Source organism: Afipia sp. GW822-FHT04G07 (assembly GCF_058800765.1).
The window spans coordinates 140,718-158,299 of sequence record NZ_JBXAMP010000001.1 but is presented as its reverse complement, the minus strand read 5'-3'; the positions used below and the strand labels follow the sequence as shown (position 1 = coordinate 158,299).

The 17,582-nt window shown below is 62.7% G+C and carries 14 protein-coding genes and 2 tRNA genes; 4 read left to right on the top strand and 12 right to left on the bottom strand.

The window, feature by feature from the left end:
- The first annotated feature begins 2 nt into the window (after positions 1-2).
- Positions 3-656 (top strand): glutathione S-transferase family protein, encoded by a 654-nt coding sequence (locus AC1RKJ_RS00790; RefSeq protein ID WP_492789013.1) that lies wholly within the window; start codon positions 3-5, stop codon positions 654-656.
- Between the two features lie 20 nt (positions 657-676).
- On the opposite strand, the gene AC1RKJ_RS00785 is transcribed toward AC1RKJ_RS00790, so the two are convergent.
- From AC1RKJ_RS00785 to AC1RKJ_RS00765, 5 genes are all read right to left on the bottom strand, one after another.
- Positions 677-985: a YciI family protein gene (locus AC1RKJ_RS00785; protein WP_492789012.1), complete on the bottom strand. Its 309-nt coding sequence runs from the start codon at positions 983-985 to the stop codon at positions 677-679.
- Positions 986-1,076: 91 nt separating this feature from the next.
- Positions 1,077-1,153 (bottom strand) — tRNA-Val (locus tag AC1RKJ_RS00780).
- 147 nt (positions 1,154-1,300) lie between these two features.
- Positions 1,301-3,727 (bottom strand): endopeptidase La, encoded by a 2,427-nt coding sequence (lon, locus tag AC1RKJ_RS00775; protein ID WP_492789011.1) that lies wholly within the window; start codon positions 3,725-3,727, stop codon positions 1,301-1,303.
- A gap of 329 nt (positions 3,728-4,056) precedes the next feature.
- Positions 4,057-5,325, bottom strand: coding sequence for an ATP-dependent Clp protease ATP-binding subunit ClpX (gene clpX, locus AC1RKJ_RS00770; protein WP_492789010.1), 1,269 nt, complete (start codon positions 5,323-5,325; stop codon positions 4,057-4,059).
- Between the two features lie 342 nt (positions 5,326-5,667).
- Positions 5,668-6,435, bottom strand: a complete 768-nt coding sequence (locus AC1RKJ_RS00765) for a hypothetical protein (RefSeq protein ID WP_492789009.1) — start codon at positions 6,433-6,435, stop codon at positions 5,668-5,670.
- Between the two features lie 12 nt (positions 6,436-6,447).
- Between AC1RKJ_RS00765 and AC1RKJ_RS00760 the strand changes: the two genes are divergently transcribed.
- A complete protein-coding gene (locus AC1RKJ_RS00760) occupies positions 6,448-6,609 on the top strand; it encodes a hypothetical protein (protein WP_492789008.1) in 162 nt (53 codons plus the stop codon).
- Between the two features lie 95 nt (positions 6,610-6,704).
- On the opposite strand, the gene AC1RKJ_RS00755 is transcribed toward AC1RKJ_RS00760, so the two are convergent.
- From AC1RKJ_RS00755 to AC1RKJ_RS00735, 5 genes are all read right to left on the bottom strand, one after another.
- Positions 6,705-7,154: a hypothetical protein gene (locus AC1RKJ_RS00755; protein WP_492789007.1), complete on the bottom strand. Its 450-nt coding sequence runs from the start codon at positions 7,152-7,154 to the stop codon at positions 6,705-6,707.
- Positions 7,155-7,231: 77 nt separating this feature from the next.
- Positions 7,232-10,591 (bottom strand): CHAT domain-containing protein, encoded by a 3,360-nt coding sequence (locus AC1RKJ_RS00750; RefSeq protein ID WP_492789006.1) that lies wholly within the window; start codon positions 10,589-10,591, stop codon positions 7,232-7,234.
- A 279-nt stretch (positions 10,592-10,870) separates the two neighbouring features.
- Entirely contained in the window at positions 10,871-11,503 is a 633-nt protein-coding gene (locus AC1RKJ_RS00745; RefSeq protein ID WP_492789005.1) for an ATP-dependent Clp protease proteolytic subunit, read from the bottom strand.
- Between the two features lie 235 nt (positions 11,504-11,738).
- A complete protein-coding gene (gene tig, locus AC1RKJ_RS00740) occupies positions 11,739-13,097 on the bottom strand; it encodes a trigger factor (protein WP_492789004.1) in 1,359 nt (452 codons plus the stop codon).
- A 167-nt stretch (positions 13,098-13,264) separates the two neighbouring features.
- Positions 13,265-13,349 (bottom strand) — tRNA-Leu (locus AC1RKJ_RS00735).
- Between the two features lie 177 nt (positions 13,350-13,526).
- Between AC1RKJ_RS00735 and AC1RKJ_RS00730 the strand changes: the two genes are divergently transcribed.
- Entirely contained in the window at positions 13,527-14,858 is a 1,332-nt protein-coding gene (locus AC1RKJ_RS00730; protein ID WP_492789003.1) for a multicopper oxidase family protein, read from the top strand.
- A 6-nt stretch (positions 14,859-14,864) separates the two neighbouring features.
- Here the strand turns inward: AC1RKJ_RS00730 and AC1RKJ_RS00725 are convergent, their stop codons facing one another.
- Both AC1RKJ_RS00725 and AC1RKJ_RS00720 read right to left on the bottom strand, forming a co-directional pair.
- A complete protein-coding gene (locus tag AC1RKJ_RS00725; RefSeq protein WP_492789002.1) occupies positions 14,865-15,152 on the bottom strand; it encodes a DUF1330 domain-containing protein in 288 nt (95 codons plus the stop codon).
- 106 nt (positions 15,153-15,258) lie between these two features.
- Positions 15,259-16,758, bottom strand: a complete 1,500-nt coding sequence (locus tag AC1RKJ_RS00720) for an NAD(P)H-hydrate dehydratase (RefSeq protein WP_492789001.1) — start codon at positions 16,756-16,758, stop codon at positions 15,259-15,261.
- A gap of 403 nt (positions 16,759-17,161) precedes the next feature.
- Between AC1RKJ_RS00720 and AC1RKJ_RS00715 the strand changes: the two genes are divergently transcribed.
- Entirely contained in the window at positions 17,162-17,500 is a 339-nt protein-coding gene (locus tag AC1RKJ_RS00715; RefSeq protein WP_002712006.1) for a P-II family nitrogen regulator, read from the top strand.
- Positions 17,501-17,582: the final 82 nt, after the last annotated feature.

Sequence of the window (17,582 nt, the reverse complement as noted above, 5' to 3'; positions counted from 1 at the left end):
CGATGACCATCACCATTACCGCCTTTGAACGGTCACCCGACGGCGGCAGGGGATTGGCGCGTGATACGCGTGTTCGCTGGGCGCTTGAAGAAGTCGGCCTTCCTTACGAGGTTCGGCTTGTTTCGTTTCAGGCGATGAAGGAACCCGCACATCTGGCGCTTCATCCTTTCGGTCAGATCCCGACCTATGAGGACGGCGATCTCGCGCTGTTCGAGACAGGGTCGATCGTCTTCCATCTCGCCGAGCGCCATGCGGGCCTGCTGCCGGACGATGCCAACGCGCGGGCGCGCGCGATCACATGGATGTTTGCCGCGATCAACACGGTGGAGCCGCCGATCCTCGAACTGGCAACCGCCAGGATTCTGGAAGGCTCCAAGCCCTGGAGCAAGGAGCGCATGCCTCTGGTCGCGGATCGCGTCCGCGAACGGTTGAAGCAACTCTCCGTTCGTCTTGGCAGCGCCGACTGGCTCGATGGTGCATTCAGCGCGGGCGACCTGATGATGGTGTCGGTGCTGCAGAGGCTGAAACCATCGGGCATTCTGGACGAATATCCGAACCTGTCGGCCTATATCGCCCGCGGCGAAGCGCGGCCCGCCTACAAGCGTGCATTCGCCGCGCAATTGGCGGTTAACACCGGCAAGCCACCGGCCGGCTGATTGATCTCCCGTCCCGGACTCTAGCTTCTCATCCGCAACTGAAGCATCGGCAGCACCTCGTAGCGTGCGCCGATATTGGCCTTGATCATCGGGTCTTCCGCGACAACGGCGCGGACATCATCGGCGCTCTCGTCATCCGCTGTCTCGAACAGCGACATGCCCCAGCCGCCGGCCGGATCAGCCACCGGCCCGTGCGCGACCACGCCGCCCTCTTCCAGCAGCGCCTGCAAGAACTCGCCATGCGCCTTCATCAGCGACTTGTCCTGCGGCGTCATCGTCTTGAGAAAATCGGGGCCCGGAGGAATGAAGCGGCACAGGAAGTACTTCATCCGACACTCCGCGCTGATAGCGACAACAGAACAGATGGGAAAGCGACCGCGAATGCTTAGGCACGCAACATGGCAGTGCCGTGACAAGGATTGGTAGGCGGCGACGGATTCGAACCGCCGACCCTCTCGGTGTAAACGAGATGCTCTAACCAGCTGAGCTAGCCGCCCTCAACGCCGTCTTACGCTCGGCGATGCCCGCGTGTTTTAGCCGGGCGGACACCTTGCGCGCAACCCGGCATCGCTGCCATTTGCGGTCAACGGAACATAAAAAACGGCGCCCGAAGGCGCCGTTTTCATTTCGCTCAAAGAGGCCGCTTAGTGCGCGGTCAGGCCGCCCGCAGCTTCGTCCGCTGCGTCAGGCTTCGCCAGCACCTTGGTATCCTCTTCCCAGACGATCGGCGTCGGCATCCGCACCAGCGCCTTGGCCAGCACTTCGTCCATCCGCGCGACCGGGATGATTTCCATGCCGCCCTTGATGGCGTCGGAAATCTCCGTGAGGTCCTTGGCGTTGTCTTCCGGAATGAAGACCGTCTTGATGCCGCCACGTCCGGCCGCAAGCAGCTTCTCCTTCAGACCGCCGATCGGCAGCACGCGTCCGCGCAGCGTGATCTCGCCCGTCATGGCGACATCATGCCGGATCGGAATGCCGGTCAGCACCGAGACGATGGACGTCGTCATCGCAACGCCCGCCGACGGACCGTCCTTCGGGGTCGCCCCCTCCGGCACGTGAACGTGGATGTCGCGACGCTCGAACAACGGCGGCTCGATGCCGTAGTTGATCGCGCGCGAGCGAACGTAAGACGCAGCAGCCGAGATCGACTCCTTCATCACGTCACGCAGGTTGCCCGTCACCGTCATGCGGCCCTTGCCGGGCATCATGACGCTTTCGATGGTGAGCAACTCGCCGCCGACATCGGTCCAGGCCAGACCTGTCACGACGCCAACCTGGTCCTCGCTCTCGATCTCGCCGTAGCGATACTTCGGCACGCCGAGAAATTCCTCGACCACGGCCGCGGTCACCTTCACCGACTTCTTCTTCGAGATCATCAATTCCTTCACCGCCTTGCGGGCGAGTGTTGAAATCTCACGCTCGAGGTTACGCACGCCCGCTTCGCGGGTGTAGCGGCGGATCAGGAACGACAGCGCCTCGTCGTCGATCGAGAACTCCTTGGAGCTCAGACCGTGCTTGGAGATCGCGTTCGGGAGGAGATGCTTACGGGCAATCTCCACCTTTTCGTTCTCGGTGTAGCCGGCGATACGGATGATCTCCATGCGGTCCATCAGAGGTCCGGGAATATTGAGCGTATTCGCGGTCGTGATGAACATCACGTTGGAGAGATCGTAGTCGACTTCCAGATAGTGATCGGCAAACGTCGCGTTCTGCTCGGGGTCCAGGACCTCAAGCAAGGCCGACGACGGATCGCCGCGGAAGTCCGCGCCCATCTTGTCGATTTCGTCCAGCAGGAACAGCGGGTTCGAGGTCTTCGCCTTCCGCATCGACTGGATGATCTTGCCGGGCATCGAGCCGATATAGGTGCGGCGGTGACCGCGGATTTCCGCTTCGTCCCGCACGCCGCCAAGCGACACGCGCACGAACTCACGGCCGGTCGCCTTCGCGATCGACTTGCCGAGCGAGGTCTTGCCGACGCCCGGAGGGCCGACGAGGCACAGGATCGGACCGGTGAGCTTGTTGGCGCGCGACTGCACGGCGAGATACTCGACGATGCGGTCCTTCACCTTCTCAAGCCCGTAGTGATCGTTATCGAGCACCTCCTGCGCGGCAACGAGGTCCTTCTTGACCTTGGACTTCTTGCCCCATGGAATCGACAGCAGCCAGTCGAGATAGTTGCGCACAACCGTTGCCTCGGCGGACATCGGAGACATCTGCCGCAGCTTCTTCAGTTCGTGCGTCGCCTTCTCGCGAGCTTCCTTCGAGAGCTTGGTCTTGGCGATCTTCTCTTCCAGATCGGCCAGCTCGTCGCGACCTTCGTCGTCACCGAGTTCCTTCTGGATCGCCTTCATCTGCTCGTTGAGGTAGTACTCGCGCTGGGTCTTCTCCATCTGGCGCTTGACGCGCGAGCGGATTTTCTTCTCGACCTGCAACACCGAGATCTCGCTCTCCATCAGGCCCATCACCTTCTCGAGGCGCTGGGAGACGGACAGCGTTTCCAGAATGCCCTGGCGGTCGGAAATCTTGACGGCGAGATGCGACGCCACGGTATCCGCGAGCTTCGCGAAATCCGTGATCTGCTGAACGACGCCCACCACTTCGGCGGAAATCTTCTTGTTCAGCTTCACATAGCTCTCGAAGTCGGAGACGACCGAACGCGACAAGGCTTCCGCCTCGACACTCTTGGCATCGACGTCGGCAAGCGCCACGGCTTCAGCTTCATAGAAGTCGGCGCGATCGGAATACTTGCCGGCCTTGGCGCGCTCCAGACCTTCGACCAGCACCTTGACGGTGCCGTCGGGCAACTTCAGGAGCTGCAGCACGCTGGCGAGCGTACCGATCTCGTAAATGGAGTCCGGGGCCGGATCATCGTCCGACGCGTTCTTCTGCGTCGCGAGGAAGATCAGCGCATCGTTCTTCATCACCTCTTCGAGCGCCTTGATCGACTTCTCGCGGCCGACGAACAGCGGCACGATCATATGCGGGAAGACGACGATGTCGCGAAGCGGCAGCACCGGATAGGAGTGGCTTTCGCCGTGAACGATGGTTGGACGAGGCTTTGAGGCAGTCATGCCCATATTCCTTTTGTTGCGCCCCCTTGCACGCAGTCCGCCGTTCTGACGCAACCGCCACAAGGTGCCTTGGTGTACCGGAGAAGAAAGAGCTCTTTTGAGCCAGTGGCCGCGATGGCCTCTCACCTACCCGGGTCGGGTCGCTGCGAATCTTGGAAGATCTTCGTCCCGCAGCACATCATTAGGTGGCTATGCCGCATGGGGGTGTCAAGAGTGCGAAAAACCCCTGTGAATTGGGCTTATTCCAAAGTCTCGACCGAAAGCGGAAGGGCCGCCGAACATGGTTCAGCGGCCCTTCCGGGACAATTCTCAGGGTTCCCGCGCCGGTATCAGGCGCTGGCGCTGGACTCTTCCTTGGCCCGGTCCGCGTAGATGTACAGCGGACGTGCCGTTGCCTCGACGACTTCGCGGGAAATGACGACTTCCTCGACGCCTTCGAGGCCCGGAAGGTCGAACATAGTCTCGAGCAGGATGCTTTCCAGGATCGAACGCAGTCCACGTGCGCCGGTCTTGCGTTCGATGGCCTTGCGGGCCACCGCGCCGAGAGCCTCGTCCGCGAAGGTGAGTTCGACATTCTCCATTTCGAACAGGCGCTGATACTGCTTCACCAGCGCGTTCTTCGGATCGGTCAGGATCTTCTTCAGCGAAGCCTCGTCCAGATCCTCCAGCGTCGCCACAACCGGCAGACGGCCGACGAACTCCGGAATGAGACCATACTTCAGCAAGTCCTCAGGCTCGACGTGACGGAAGATTTCGCCGGTGCGGCGATCTTCGGGTGCCAGAACCTGGGCGGCGAAGCCGATCGATGTGGTGCGGCCACGTCCCGAAATGATCTTTTCGAGGCCGGAGAACGCACCACCGCAGATGAACAGGATGTTGGTCGTGTCCACCTGCAGGAACTCCTGCTGCGGATGCTTGCGGCCACCCTGCGGCGGCACGGAAGCCACGGTGCCTTCCATGATCTTGAGCAGCGCCTGCTGCACGCCCTCGCCCGACACATCGCGGGTGATCGACGGATTGTCGGACTTGCGCGAAATCTTGTCGATTTCGTCGATGTAGACGATGCCGCGCTGCGCACGCTCGACGTTGTAGTCGGCCGCCTGCAGCAACTTCAGGATGATGTTCTCGACGTCCTCGCCGACATAACCGGCTTCGGTCAGCGTGGTCGCGTCAGCCATGGTGAACGGCACGTCGAGAATGCGCGCCAGCGTCTGCGCCAGCAACGTCTTGCCCGAACCCGTGGGGCCGATCAGCAGGATGTTCGACTTCGCAAGCTCAACGTCGTTGTGCTTGGTCTGGTGATTGAGGCGCTTGTAGTGGTTGTGAACCGCGACCGAGAGCACCTTCTTGGCGTGCTGCTGACCGATCACGTAGTCGTCCAGAACCTTGCAGATTTCCTTCGGCGTCGGAATGCCGTCGCGCGACTTCACGAGCGAGGACTTGTTCTCTTCGCGGATGATGTCCATGCACAGTTCGACGCACTCATCGCAGATGAATACGGTCGGGCCCGCAATCAGCTTGCGGACTTCATGCTGGCTCTTCCCGCAGAACGAGCAATAGAGAGTGTTCTTCGAATCGCTCGTACCGACCTTGCTCATTCCAATCTCCGTCCGCCGCTCGATCTTGTCCTAGGGGCTTGCCCCATCCCGGCACACGCCGGTACGACGTGTAGATAGGAGCAAAAACCGTACCAAAAAAGACCCATCACTCCAGTTACCGTGCGAATCACGGTTCAATCGAATCCCCGCTCATCAGGCCCTAGCCAACCATGCTGACACCCGACTATCAAGAATTCGCTAATCGCTGAACCACCCAACTCCGTGATCTGGGCGCAATTTTGCGCCTTTTAAGGAGCTCTTGGGGTCGAATTCATTGCAGCGTTGCGGGAATGACACGGGATAACCCGCTGCGGAACTCCGCCGGGGCCTGACGGAGGGCTGCTAGGAGCCGAGCATCCCCTTGAGACCGGTGTAAATCGACCCCGCGGCGGTCGACAAAATGCCCAGCAGCGGCCCGGCGGTCTTGATCAGATCCTGGATAATCCGCGCGCGACGCCGAAGCTGGTCGTCACCGGCATAGGGGCCCAGCACCCGCGCGATCCGATAGGCCGCCGCGTTCGGCCGGTCCCCCTGCGACAGCGAACTGGCAAGAAGCTGCAGGATCAGGATAGCGAGAATGTTGCCGGTCACGAAGGCGAGCGCGATGCTCGCAGAATATTCGAGGACCTCGCGCCACTCGACCCATGGCCCCGGAAGAATCGGAACGTGGTCATTGAGGCCGGTGACGGTCAGCATGCAGAACACGCTGAGCAGCGCGGTCACGATTCCGACGATCGCCGCGCCGCGCACGCCGACCTTTTGAATGACGTGGATGGCCACCCCGAACGGCAACGGGATCAGCACCGACGCGATGCGCAGAAACACCGGCGACACGTTGAACACGATCGTGACCAGAACATGCGTCGCCACCAGCAGGACCGCCGGGATCAGGATGTAGGCGATGCTGTGAATCGCAAAGGACCTGACCGGATGCCGCCGCCGGTAGAGTTTCGCTTTGACGCTGTCGAATTCGTGCCGCAGTTTCTCGAGGTCTTCGACAATCCCTTCGACTTCGAGCAGCACCGGGCGCACCACCCGCAGATCGCGCGAGCAATGCTTGCAGACGAGGACTTCGTCTTTGACTTTTTCCGCGCAAAAAGGGCACTCCATCAGAATGCCCGAATGTTTGACGTGACGGCTGCGCGCGGCATGGACATCTCAGCGCCGCCGCAACGAGATGCGCTGGCGGCGCCGAAGCGTTTCAAGTTCCGCCTTTGCGCTTGCGAGTTCTTCGCGCACCGCCTCCCGCTTGAGGAGAAGCTCATCGCGCTCCGCAATCAATGACGCGGGAACCGCGATGTCGCGCGCGCATGAACTGCAGACGAGCGCTTGCGGGACCACGGGCTGTGCGCAGAAGGGGCAATCGGCCGGCATGCGGCTCAGGGTGTGATCTTGAGCGTGAAGCTGGTGCTGGCGGCGCGGCCGTCGGAGTCCTTCACATCCACGCGAATGAGATGGTCGCCGGGCGGCAACTCGGCTCCGGGCATATCGATGCCGGTCGGCTGCACGAAGGGTTTCAGCCGCGGCGTCAGATCGACGGCCGGGTTCTTCATGTAGGTGACTTTGAGAGAGTCCGTGTCGATCTTGGCGCCGCCGAAGGATTCGAACTTGAGTTGCAGCCGCATCGGCGACTGCGCGGCGTCGGAGCCGACATAGGCGACCTTGGGGCCGCGCGTAATTCCGCGGCTGGCAACCGCCACCGCGCCTTTCGGCGGCGGCAGTTTTGCTTCGTCCGCGGAGATGAGGACCGTACCGGCCTTCACCGGCGACGAGGCCAGAACAACAATGCCGGTGGTTAAAATCAACGCCCGCAAAAGAGAACGCCGCATCTGGAAATCTCCCTAACCGCAATGCCGCGAGACTACAGCACGGCAATGTTCTCCGAAAGCCGCTTGCAGCAGTTTCCTTAACGTCCGCCGCCGTCGCCGATGATCGAATAAGGAGCCCAGAACAGCGGGTGCGCATAGGCAAACTCGGCTTTTCCGTCCGTGCCGGCGTAGCCCGGCCCGTCCGCAAGCGCCATCATGGCCTGCCGCAGCGCCTCGCCGCGCGTCAGCTTGGGATCGTCCGCCTGCCGCTTGAACAGGTCGGTCACCAGTTCGCGGGCCGATTGCGAATGCACCGACCAGTTCGTCACAAGCAGCGCGCGCGTCCCGGCATAGAAGAACGCGCGGCCCAGACCGGATGCCGCCTCCGCTCCCGCGCCTGCCCCGGCTGCGGTGTTACAGGCGGACAGCACCACCCAATCCGCATCGAGCTTCAGCGACAGGATTTCCTCCATTGTCAGCAGCCCGTCGCCGCTGGAATCCGACAGCGTGGGCGCTGACAGCGCCAGCGCCGGTTGTGTCAGGCCGTCCAGTTCGCCCGGCACCAGCCCGTGGGTGGCGAAGGCGACGATCTTGAACCCCGAAAGGTCCATCGACTTCACCTTGCTCTCGTTGGCCTCCTTGCCGAGGTTGAGCACCTTGGTGGGATCGGCCTGCAACGCGAGCGCGATGGACGTCAGTTCGTCGGACGTATCCGGCAGACGCGGCAACTGTCCGAGCTGCGCGCTGTCGACGCCCTCGAGCTGCGGGCTGTTGCGCCGCTTCAACGGCACGCCGCGGGTGACGTTCGATGCGTCGGCGACCTGGATCAGCTTGTCGGTCTTGGCCGCGTCGTCCGCTTGCTCCTTACTGAAATACGGATCGCCGAATGCAATCAGATCCTGCCGCGACGCCTTGCCCGGCGGCAGCTTGCGCAAGGTCTGCAATGCGGAGGCCGACGGCACCAGCGTGACGGCGTGCGTCCGCGCCAGCCACGGAACATTGCGATAGCTCACAAACAGCGGATCGTCGTCCGTCTTCACCTCGGCCGCCGCGGTCGGCAACAGCGACAGCGGCAACAGGCCGAGCGCGCCGTTGGTCACGACGATCAGGCTCTTCGCCGGCTTCCAGCTGCTTTCAAGCGGCTTCAGCAACTGATCGTACAACTGCGACGCCAGCTTCACATCGAAAGCGGGAATGTCCGAGATCATGGCAGCCTTCGGCTCCAGCGCCTCGCGCAGCTTGGTCACGGTGGCATTCAGGTCGCCGAGCGACATCTTGATCCGCGCGAACTGCACGGGCATGTCCTTGCGCACCACCCAGACGAAACTGTCGAAGCGGCCGAAGTAGAACGACAGCAGCGCCTCGTCGCCCGTCAGTTGCTTTTGCAGGTCGCTCGCATTCGGCGGCGGCGGATTGACCAGATTGCCGTAATCCGGAAACTTCTTCGCGATGTCCTTGAGCGTCTGCGCGCGCGATGCCTGCAACGCCGCGATCTGCGCCTGTGTCGCCTTCAGCGCCTTGTCCTCGCGTTCCGCCGGCGGCAGGGCCAGGAGGTTGTTCAGCGTGGCGACAGCCGCACCGATCTGCTTTTCGCCGTCCTGCGATGCGCGCATCAGTTTCGCGAGTTCAGGGTTGCTGGTCGACGCACGGGCCGACGAGGCCTGCAACGCACGCTGCACGGATTGTCCGCGCAGCAGATCGGCGTAGCTGAAAGTTTCCTCGGCGACATTTGCCGGAGCAGCAGCCGGATTGAGTGCCAGCGTGCGGAGATAACCTTCGACGACGAAACGAACGCGGCCTTCGCGCGCCGCCGCCGTCGACCCGCTGTCGTCATCGCTGCCGCCGGATGCGGTCTGCAGAACCGGGATCGACTCCTTGAACGCCTGCAGCGCCTCGGGTGTGCGGCCCTTGCGCGCCAGCGTCACGGCGTAATAGCCGCGCGCCACCGCCGTGTTCAAACTTTTGTCGCCGGAGCGCGCTTTTTCGCGCTCGTAGGAGCGTTGCGCAATTTCAAGCGCGTTGTCGAAATTGCCCTGCGTCAGCATGATGGAGACACGGGCGAGACCGCCGCTCACGTTCTCGCGGCGCGACGGTTCCCACTTCGCCGTCCAGACGTCCACTTGATCGTAGAGTTTCGTCGCCTCTTCGTACTTGCGTTCGAGGTTCAAAATCTGCGCGAGGAAGACATTGGCGTTGACCAGCTGGCCGGAGTCGTCGGCGTAGCCGAGTCCTTTGTAGATGTTGATGACTTCCCTCTGAAGCTGCTCGGCTTCCGCGTAACGGCCTTGCTCCTGGATGACGTAGACGAACACCCCCAGAATGCCTGCGGTATCGGCATGGAATTTTCCCGATTTGCTGAGCCGGCTGAGAAGCGCGCGGCGCACATCCGCCTCGCCTTCACCAACCCGTCCCTGCTTGACCTTGGTGCGGCCTTCCAGCGCGAGCGCCCAATCGGCCGACCGTTCGATCTGTCCTTCCGGCGGCTGGGTTTCCCATTTCGGAAGCGTTGCGAGCGAACTCGTATAAAAAACGGACGCCTTGCGATAAGCCGCTTCGGCGTCAGCAAACCGCCCCCGGGCCTCGGCAACGCGCGCGTTGCCGTCTTCCACGATGGCCTGCCAGTTCATGCCGTAGATCGGGAACACCGGCCATCGCTGTGCCTCGGCCAGCAGCGAGCGGTTGCGCGCGGCGTAGCTTTCCGCGGTGTTGGTGTCGCCGTTCCGGATGTAACCCAGGGTCTGGATGTATTGCAGAACGAACAGTCTGCCTTTCGACTGGTTGGCGAATGCCGCCGACTGCTTCAGCAGCAACGCATTGGCGCGCTTGTGCTGCCCCGCATCCCGCAGGTGACGCATCAGGAACGACTCATAGCGGCTGCCTTCAGTCTTGTAGTCGCCGCCCTGCCCGTTGCTGACCGCCAGTTCGGAGTCCGCCAGCGCCGCTTCCGAACGGCCAAGCAGTGTTCGTGCCTGCGCGCGCTTGTAGTGGAAGTCCGCAAGCGCCCCGCCTTTCAGACCCGCCGGGACCGGCGCATCCGCGGTTGCGGTCAATTCCGCGATCTTGGCGGGGTCCGGCTTCTGCTGGTCGAGGATGGCCGTAATGTCGGACACCGAGCGCGGCGGAGCGACCAGCGTGGTGTTCTCTTTCGCGAGTTTCGCGCCGGCGGCGAGGTCCTCGGCCTTCGGAGCGGATATCTTGGCGGCGTCGTTCAGCGCCGCCTTCGGGCGGGCAGCCATCATCGCATTGCGCACGCACGGCGTGGCGGCAGCCTTCGCCCGCGCCATGCACGCCTCATGGGGGCCGCCGCCCTGCTTGCACGCCATGTAGGTGGGCCGGCCGATGGAATTGCGGCACTGCTCCCGGGCCTGTTCGAGTTCAAGGGCGGAAGCCGGAAGCCCGGTGATGACCGACAGAAACGAAACGATAAACGCGGCCACGCCGACTGTTGTGCGTGTCATGACGGATGCTCCCGGACGTTTTCATTCTCATCGAAAATGGTGTGCCCGGAGCGCAATGGATGCCGTCAAAAAAATAAGGATCGCAATAAACGACGGGTCCAGCAGTCCCGGATCAATGGCAATAATTAGCCGCCAAGAACGGCAACCGGTCAAGACCGGCGCGCGGGCGGAACCCTAAAAAGCGTTCGCATTCACCAAAGCGGGTGACGGCACCCTCATGCAAAAACGGACGCCCTTGAGGGGCGTCCATCTTATTCGCAACCAGGCCGGGAATTCGCGTTACGGCAGCTTCGGCGTCGCTTCCTCGGCGCGCTTGTCGATCACCTTATCGACCAGGCCGAAGTCCTTCGCCATCTCGGCGGTCAGGAACTTGTCGCGCTCCAGCGCATCCTCGATCGCCTGGTAGCTCTGGCCGGTGTGCTTGACGTAGATTTCGTTCAGACGCTTCTTCAGGTTCAGGATTTCCTGCGCGTGCAGCATGATGTCGGTCGCTTGGCCCTGGAAACCGCCCGACGGCTGGTGGACCATGATCCGCGAGTTCGGCAGCGAGAAGCGCATGTCCTTCTCACCGGCGGCCAGCAGGAGCGACCCCATCGACGCCGCCTGCCCGGTGCACAGGGTCGAGACCGGCGGACGGATGAACTGCATGGTGTCGTAGATCGCGAGGCCCGATGTCACCACGCCGCCCGGCGAGTTGATGTACATCGAGATTTCCTTCTTGGGATTCTCGGCTTCCAGAAACAGGAGCTGCGCGACGACCAGCACCGACATGCCGTCCTCGACCGGTCCGGTCACGAAAATGATGCGCTCTTTCAGCAGGCGCGAAAAAATGTCGTAGGCCCTCTCGCCGCGATTGGTCTGCTCGACCACCATCGGCACGAGGTTCATGTAGGTTTCAACGGGATCGCGCATTGTTCACCTGAAGGTTGGCGGAGGCAGCCGGCCGGAATGCCTCGTGATGCAGAAGGGTTGGACACTACACATATGGACCGATAAGGCGGCCACAAGAGCGAAAGGCAACCCGAAGTGGCGGGAGTTGAAGCTGATTCGGCCAAGCACGCAAAGCAGCGCGGACGCGCCGCACTGCTCATTTCGGTCATATCGTTAATGCGGCCCCAATCCCCTTACCGGAAATCGGGGATCGCAATCAGGCGGCGGTCTTGTCGTCTTCTTCCTTGAGCAGGTCGTCGCGCGTCACCTGCTTTTCGGTGACATTCGCAAGCTCAAGAATGAAGTCGACGACCTTGTCCTCGTAGATCGGCGCGCGAAGCTGCGCCAGCGCGTTGGGATTGCTGCGATAGAAATCCCAGATTTCCTTTTCGCGGCCCGGCGACTGGCGCGCACGGTCGATCAGCGCGCGGCTGACTTCATCGTCGGTGACGGTGATCTTGTTCTTCTCGCCGATCTCCGAGAGCACGAGGCCGAGGCGAACGCGGCGGTCTGCGATCTTCTCGTATTCCGCCTTGGCGGCTTCCTCGGTGGTGTTCTCGTCGGCGAAGCTCTTGCCCGAGGATTCCATTTCAGACTTGATGGAATTCCACATCAGCTTGAACTCTTCCTCGACCAGCGAGGGCGGCGGACCGAACTTGTGTGCGTCGTCGAGCTTGTCGAGCAGCACGCGCTTCACGCGCTGGCGCGACGCGCCAGCGAACTCGGCGACCAGACGTTCGCGCATCGCCTCTTTCAGCTTGTCGAGCGATTCCATGCCGAGCGTCTTGGCGAACTCTTCATCGATCTTGACTTCCTGCGGCGCTTCGATGGCGCTGGCAGTGGTTTCAAACTCGGCGTCCTTGCCGGCCAGGTTCGCAGCCGCATAGTTCTTCGGGAACGACGCCTTGATGGTGCGCGTTTCGCCGGAAGCGATCCCGATCAGCTGGTCCTCGAAGCCCGGAATGAAGGTGTTCGAGCCGATCACGACCTGAATGCCCTCGCCGGTGCCGCCGTCGAACAGCTCACCGTCGATGCTGCCCTTGAAAGCCACCGTGACGCGGTCGCCGGATTCGGCCTTGGCGCCGTCTGCCTTCGCGGCATACGGGCGGCTCTGCTCGGCGATGCGCTTCAGCGCCTCATCGATGTCGGCATCGGTGACAGTCGCCACCGGCTTTTCGACGTTGAAGCTCTTGAAGTCGGCCAGTTCGATCGCAGGCACGACCTCGATCGCGACCGAATAGTTCAGGTCGGACTTGCCGTCGAGGATCGCTTCGATTTCCTTTTCCTCGGTCGGCATGGTGACCTTGGGTTCGGTCGCGAGACGGAAGCCGCGCTCCGTGAAGATTCCGGAGTTGGTGTCGCGGATCAGCTGCTCGACGGTCTCGGCGGCAACGGAGCGGCCATAAACTTTCTTGAGATGCGCGACGGGCACCTTGCCGGGACGGAAACCGTTGAGCTTCACCTTGTCCTTCATGTCGACAAGCCGGGCATCCACCTTGGCATCGATATCCGACGCGGGAACGCTGACCTTGAACTCGTGCTTCAATCCCTCGGCGAGGGTTTCTGTGACCTGCATGGCGTCAATCTTCTTCCGGCTTGACCCGGCGTCGCCGGGTCGTTGTCAATCTGTTGGACACAAAGCCATTCGGCAGCAGAGCCGTTCGGCATGTATCGGTGGCACGGCGGACACGTTCCCGACGGAAACGTCTCCTCCAGAATACTTGCGCAAACGAATTTCGCGCTTGGTGCGGGCGGAGGGACTCGAACCCCCACAACTTTCGTCACTGGAACCTAAACCCAGCGCGTCTACCAGTTCCGCCACGCCCGCGCAGCGCACATCTTCAGTCCAGCGGCACAGCCGCGAGCGGCGGGCTTATAACATGAGGCAACTGCTTCGCAGCAAAAAAATGGCTTTCGCAACGCGGCCTTAGGGCGCGCTTGGAGGTCCCGCGCGGCGACCAAGCGCCCGCTGGACAGCCGGGATCAAAAATGGTCCGCATAGCCCATGACAAATCGGGTTTTTTCGCCGTCGCGGCGGGCAATACTGGCCGGACTGGGAGGAATCGCCCTCACCTCCGGGCTGCGGCTGCCGGCCTTTGCTCAGGGACAAGCATTGGCTCAGGCGGGTCAGACGCTGGCGCTACGCGCCCGGCCGGGAACCATGTCGCTCGGCACAGGGCTCCCCCCGAGCCAGGTCTGGACGCTCGAGGCAGCCAACGCCGGCGCGTTCCGGTTCGCCAGGGGCGACCTTGCGGTTACGCTTTCAAATGAACTCCCTGCCCCTATCATCTTGAACTGGCTCGGAATCGACGGCGCGCAGGCCATCGCCCCGCTCACGGTGCAAGCGCCGGTGCCACCGAACGGGCGGGCGTCGTTCGTCCTGCCGCTGCGGCAACCGGGAACCTTTCTGGCCAGCGCGCAGCTTCTTGGCGACACCGCTGCCCGACCGATCGCGGGTCGGGCGCTCATCGTTGACGACAACCCGCCGCTCGCCGTGGACCGCGACGAGGTTTTGCTGATCGAGGAATGGCGGCTGAAGCCCGACGGCAGTTCGATTCCATCGGGGAACAACCCCGAAGGCAGCACCGCGGCCTTCACCGTCAACGGCAAGCCGAGCCTCGACATCACTGCGAAGGTCAACGAGCGGCTGCGCCTGCGCTTCGTCAACGGCAGTCCGCGCTCCCCCGTCGGCATCAAAATCGAGAATCACGACGTGCGGGTGATGGCGATCGACGGCGCGCCCGCCGAACCTTTTCCCGCGCGCGACGGCCAGATCGTGCTCGCGCCGGGATCGCGGATCGATGCTTTTATCGATGCAACGCGTGCACCGGGCACGATCTCGCAGATCGTCATGCATGACGGCACTGCGCCGCGAACCATCGCACGGCTGGTAATGTCGAACGACGCACCGCTCCGTGCCGCACCGTTGCCGCCTGCGGCGGCGTTTCCTCCGGGCAATCTTCCGGCACGCCTCAACCTGCAAGGCGCGCTGCGCTCGGACCTGTCGCTCGATCCGAAGGCGCAGTGGACCACGCCTGGCGATCTCAACGCCTCCACCGCGCCGGTCTATCGCGTCAAGCGCGGACGCACCGTCGTGATGGCGATCACGAATCCCGCCGCCAGTCCCGTGGTGTTCCGCCTGAACGGTCACCACTTCCGCCTGCTCGACCGGCTCGATGACGGCTGGAAACCGTTCTGGCTCGACACGCTGATGATCGACAAGAGCCAGACCCAGCGCATCGCGTTCGCGGCGGACCATGCCGGACAATGGCTGATGGAGGCCACCGCGCTGAACTGGGCCGCGCCGAAACTGGTGCGCAGTTACGCGGTGGAGTAGCGCCCGCTAGAGCCCTTGGACCAGCAGGCCGATGGTATCCGCGCCCGCGATCCGGTCTTTGGAAATTTCCTGATAGCCGGGCGAATCCAGAAAGCTCCTCGCCTGCGCCTCGTCGGCAAACGACATCACCACAACCTTGTCGCGTGTCCATTCGCCATCGATAACAACAGGTTTCTCGTCCGCGGCCAGCAGCCTGCCGCCGGAGTCCTTGAACACGTCGAAGAACTTCGCCTGATACTTGCGATAGCGTTCCTCGTTCGTGAATTTCAACTGAGCGATCACGTAAACGGCCACCCCGGCCTCCTCATCCACTTCATGCAATGGATCAGGAGTAGCGAATGCCGGTCCGCTTTCGCAGAACTATCGACACCATTTATGAAGCGATCCCGCGCCCATCGCCTCAGTAAGCAATCCCAAGCTCGTCGTAGAGATTTCGCAGCACCGCCGGCAGCATATCGGGAAGATCTTCCGCAATCAGTCCCGGACCGAACTCATGCGCGGCCTCGCCGTGCATCCATGCGCCGATGCATGCCGCCTCGAACGCCGGCACGCCCTGCGCCAGCATTCCGCCGAGGATTCCCGCCAGCACATCACCGGATCCCGCCGTCGCAAGCCACGGCGGCGCGTTGGCTGTGATGGCCGCGCGGCCGTCGGGCGCCGCGATCACCGTGTCGGCGCCCTTGAGCAACACCACCGCGCCGGATGCTTGCGCGGCTAGGCGCGCCTGTTCGAGTTTTGAATGATCTGGATCAGTAGCATTCAAGCCTTTGAATAGCCGTCCAAATTCACCCGTATGCGGGGTGAGGACAACCTGTGGATTGCGCTGGTTTTTGATCGCCGCAAATAGCCGCTCCGGATCGCCCGCGAAGCTCGTCAGCGCATCGGCATCGAGGACCAGAGCGCGTTGCGCGGACAATGCCGCCTGCACCAGCCCGCGCGTGCGCTCACCGACACCGGCTCCTGGCCCGATCACGCAGACATTGAACCGCTTGTCGGAAAGAAGTTCGGTAAACTGCTGCGGCGTTTCCGTCTCGCGCACCATCACCGCCGTCAGCGCCGCGGCATTCACCGCGAGCGCATCGCGCGGCGACGCCACCGTCACCAGCCCCGCGCCCGCGCGCAACGCCGCGCGCGCCGCGAGACGCGCAGCGCCTGTCGAGATCACATCGCCCGACGCGACCACCGCATGTCCGCGCGCGTACTTGTGGCCGTCGATCTGCGGCGACGGAAACGTATCGGCCCACAGGTCCGGCACGTTTTCGTATGTGACGGGCGCGATCTCGTCGAGCACGCCCGTGTCGATCCCGATGTCCGCGACATGAACCTCGCCGCAATGGACGCGCCCCGGCAACAGCAGGTGACCCGGCTTGCGGGTAAAGAACGTCGCGGTCGCGGATGCTTCAACGGCGACGCCCATCACCGCGCCGGTGTCACCGTTGATGCCGCTCGGCAGATCGACGCTCAGGATCGGAACGCCGCTCGCGTTCATCGCCTCGATCATCGCATGAGGGTCGCCCTTCACCGGGCGGTTGAGCCCCGCGCCGAACAGCGCATCGATAATCAGATTGGGCGTGCCGATGGCGGCCGGATCGCAGGGCAGCACCGGCCCTTTCCATTCCGCCGCCGCCAGCGCGGCATCGCCGGTCAATGTCGCGCGGTCGCACAGCAGGATCACCGACACCTCGCGCCCGCGCGCGGCGAGTTCGGCCGCCGCGATGAAGCCGTCGCCGCCATTGTTGCCGCGGCCCGCCACCACCAGGATCGGCCCCTGCCCGGACATCGACTCGGCGACCATCGCAACCGCCTGCCCGGCCCGGCGCATCAGGGCGAAGCCGGGCATGCCGTTCGCGATGGTGATCTGGTCGGCGCGCGCCATCTCGGAAACGGTCAGAACTTCCATTGCCAATTGCCTGTTCGGTTCGCCTCATCCTGAGGCAATGTGGGTGCCAGAGCGCCGATCTGAGCGGCTAATTTATGAGCAATTGCCTCTTTTGCAGGCTCTCGCGGTGTTCGAGCGCGCCGTACAATGAGGCAATCGCCCCGCTAACAATCTGACAACACTTGGGAATCCAACCTCTTAATAAATTGGCACGGACCCTGCTTTTAGCGCGATAACCTGGTTTCGTCGTGCTCACCGCCGGATGCGCGGGGAGTTCGGCTTTTTTTGCCGCACAGCCTGAGGCACGCGGCCCGGAAAGAGACGGTTCATACCGCGGAACAGGCTCCGTACGCGAAATCAGGTGCGCAACACCGCGCGATATGGAAATAGACGTGCAACAATTGGAAGTGCCGGGAGACGCTCAGTGAAAAAGATCGAAGCCATCATCAAGCCCTTCAAGCTCGACGAGGTGAAAGAGGCACTTCAGGAAGTCGGAATTCAAGGCATCACCGTTACCGAGGCCAAGGGCTTCGGGCGGCAGAAGGGCCACGCCGAGCTTTACCGCGGCGCGGAGTACATCGTGGACTTCCTGCCCAAGGTCAAAATTGAGATTGTGATTGGCGACGATCTTGTCGAAAAAGCCATCGACGCCATCCGGCGCGCCGCGCAGACCGGCCGCATCGGCGACGGCAAGATCTTCGTGTCCAACATCGAAGAGGCCATCCGCATCAGAACGGGAGAGTCCGGCCTCGACGCCATTTAAGCCTGACCGCCTCGCCTCTCGGCAGCGTCACGTTCGCCGGACCCGACCGGCATCCGGATGCCGCCCTCCACGAACGACCAGC

Coding starts and splice junctions, on each gene's coding strand:
- AC1RKJ_RS00790 (WP_492789013.1), top strand. CDS start 3: ATGACCATCACCATTACCGCCTTTGAACGGTCACCCGACGGCGGCAGG.
- AC1RKJ_RS00785 (WP_492789012.1), bottom strand. CDS start 985: ATGAAGTACTTCCTGTGCCGCTTCATTCCTCCGGGCCCCGATTTTCTC.
- lon (WP_492789011.1), bottom strand. CDS start 3,727: ATGACTGCCTCAAAGCCTCGTCCAACCATCGTTCACGGCGAAAGCCAC.
- clpX (WP_492789010.1), bottom strand. CDS start 5,325: ATGAGCAAGGTCGGTACGAGCGATTCGAAGAACACTCTCTATTGCTCG.
- AC1RKJ_RS00765 (WP_492789009.1), bottom strand. CDS start 6,435: ATGGAGTGCCCTTTTTGCGCGGAAAAAGTCAAAGACGAAGTCCTCGTC.
- AC1RKJ_RS00760 (WP_492789008.1), top strand. CDS start 6,448: ATGTTTGACGTGACGGCTGCGCGCGGCATGGACATCTCAGCGCCGCCG.
- AC1RKJ_RS00755 (WP_492789007.1), bottom strand. CDS start 7,154: ATGCGGCGTTCTCTTTTGCGGGCGTTGATTTTAACCACCGGCATTGTT.
- AC1RKJ_RS00750 (WP_492789006.1), bottom strand. CDS start 10,591: ATGACACGCACAACAGTCGGCGTGGCCGCGTTTATCGTTTCGTTTCTG.
- AC1RKJ_RS00745 (WP_492789005.1), bottom strand. CDS start 11,503: ATGCGCGATCCCGTTGAAACCTACATGAACCTCGTGCCGATGGTGGTC.
- tig (WP_492789004.1), bottom strand. CDS start 13,097: ATGCAGGTCACAGAAACCCTCGCCGAGGGATTGAAGCACGAGTTCAAG.
- AC1RKJ_RS00730 (WP_492789003.1), top strand. CDS start 13,527: ATGACAAATCGGGTTTTTTCGCCGTCGCGGCGGGCAATACTGGCCGGA.
- AC1RKJ_RS00720 (WP_492789001.1), bottom strand. CDS start 16,758: ATGGAAGTTCTGACCGTTTCCGAGATGGCGCGCGCCGACCAGATCACC.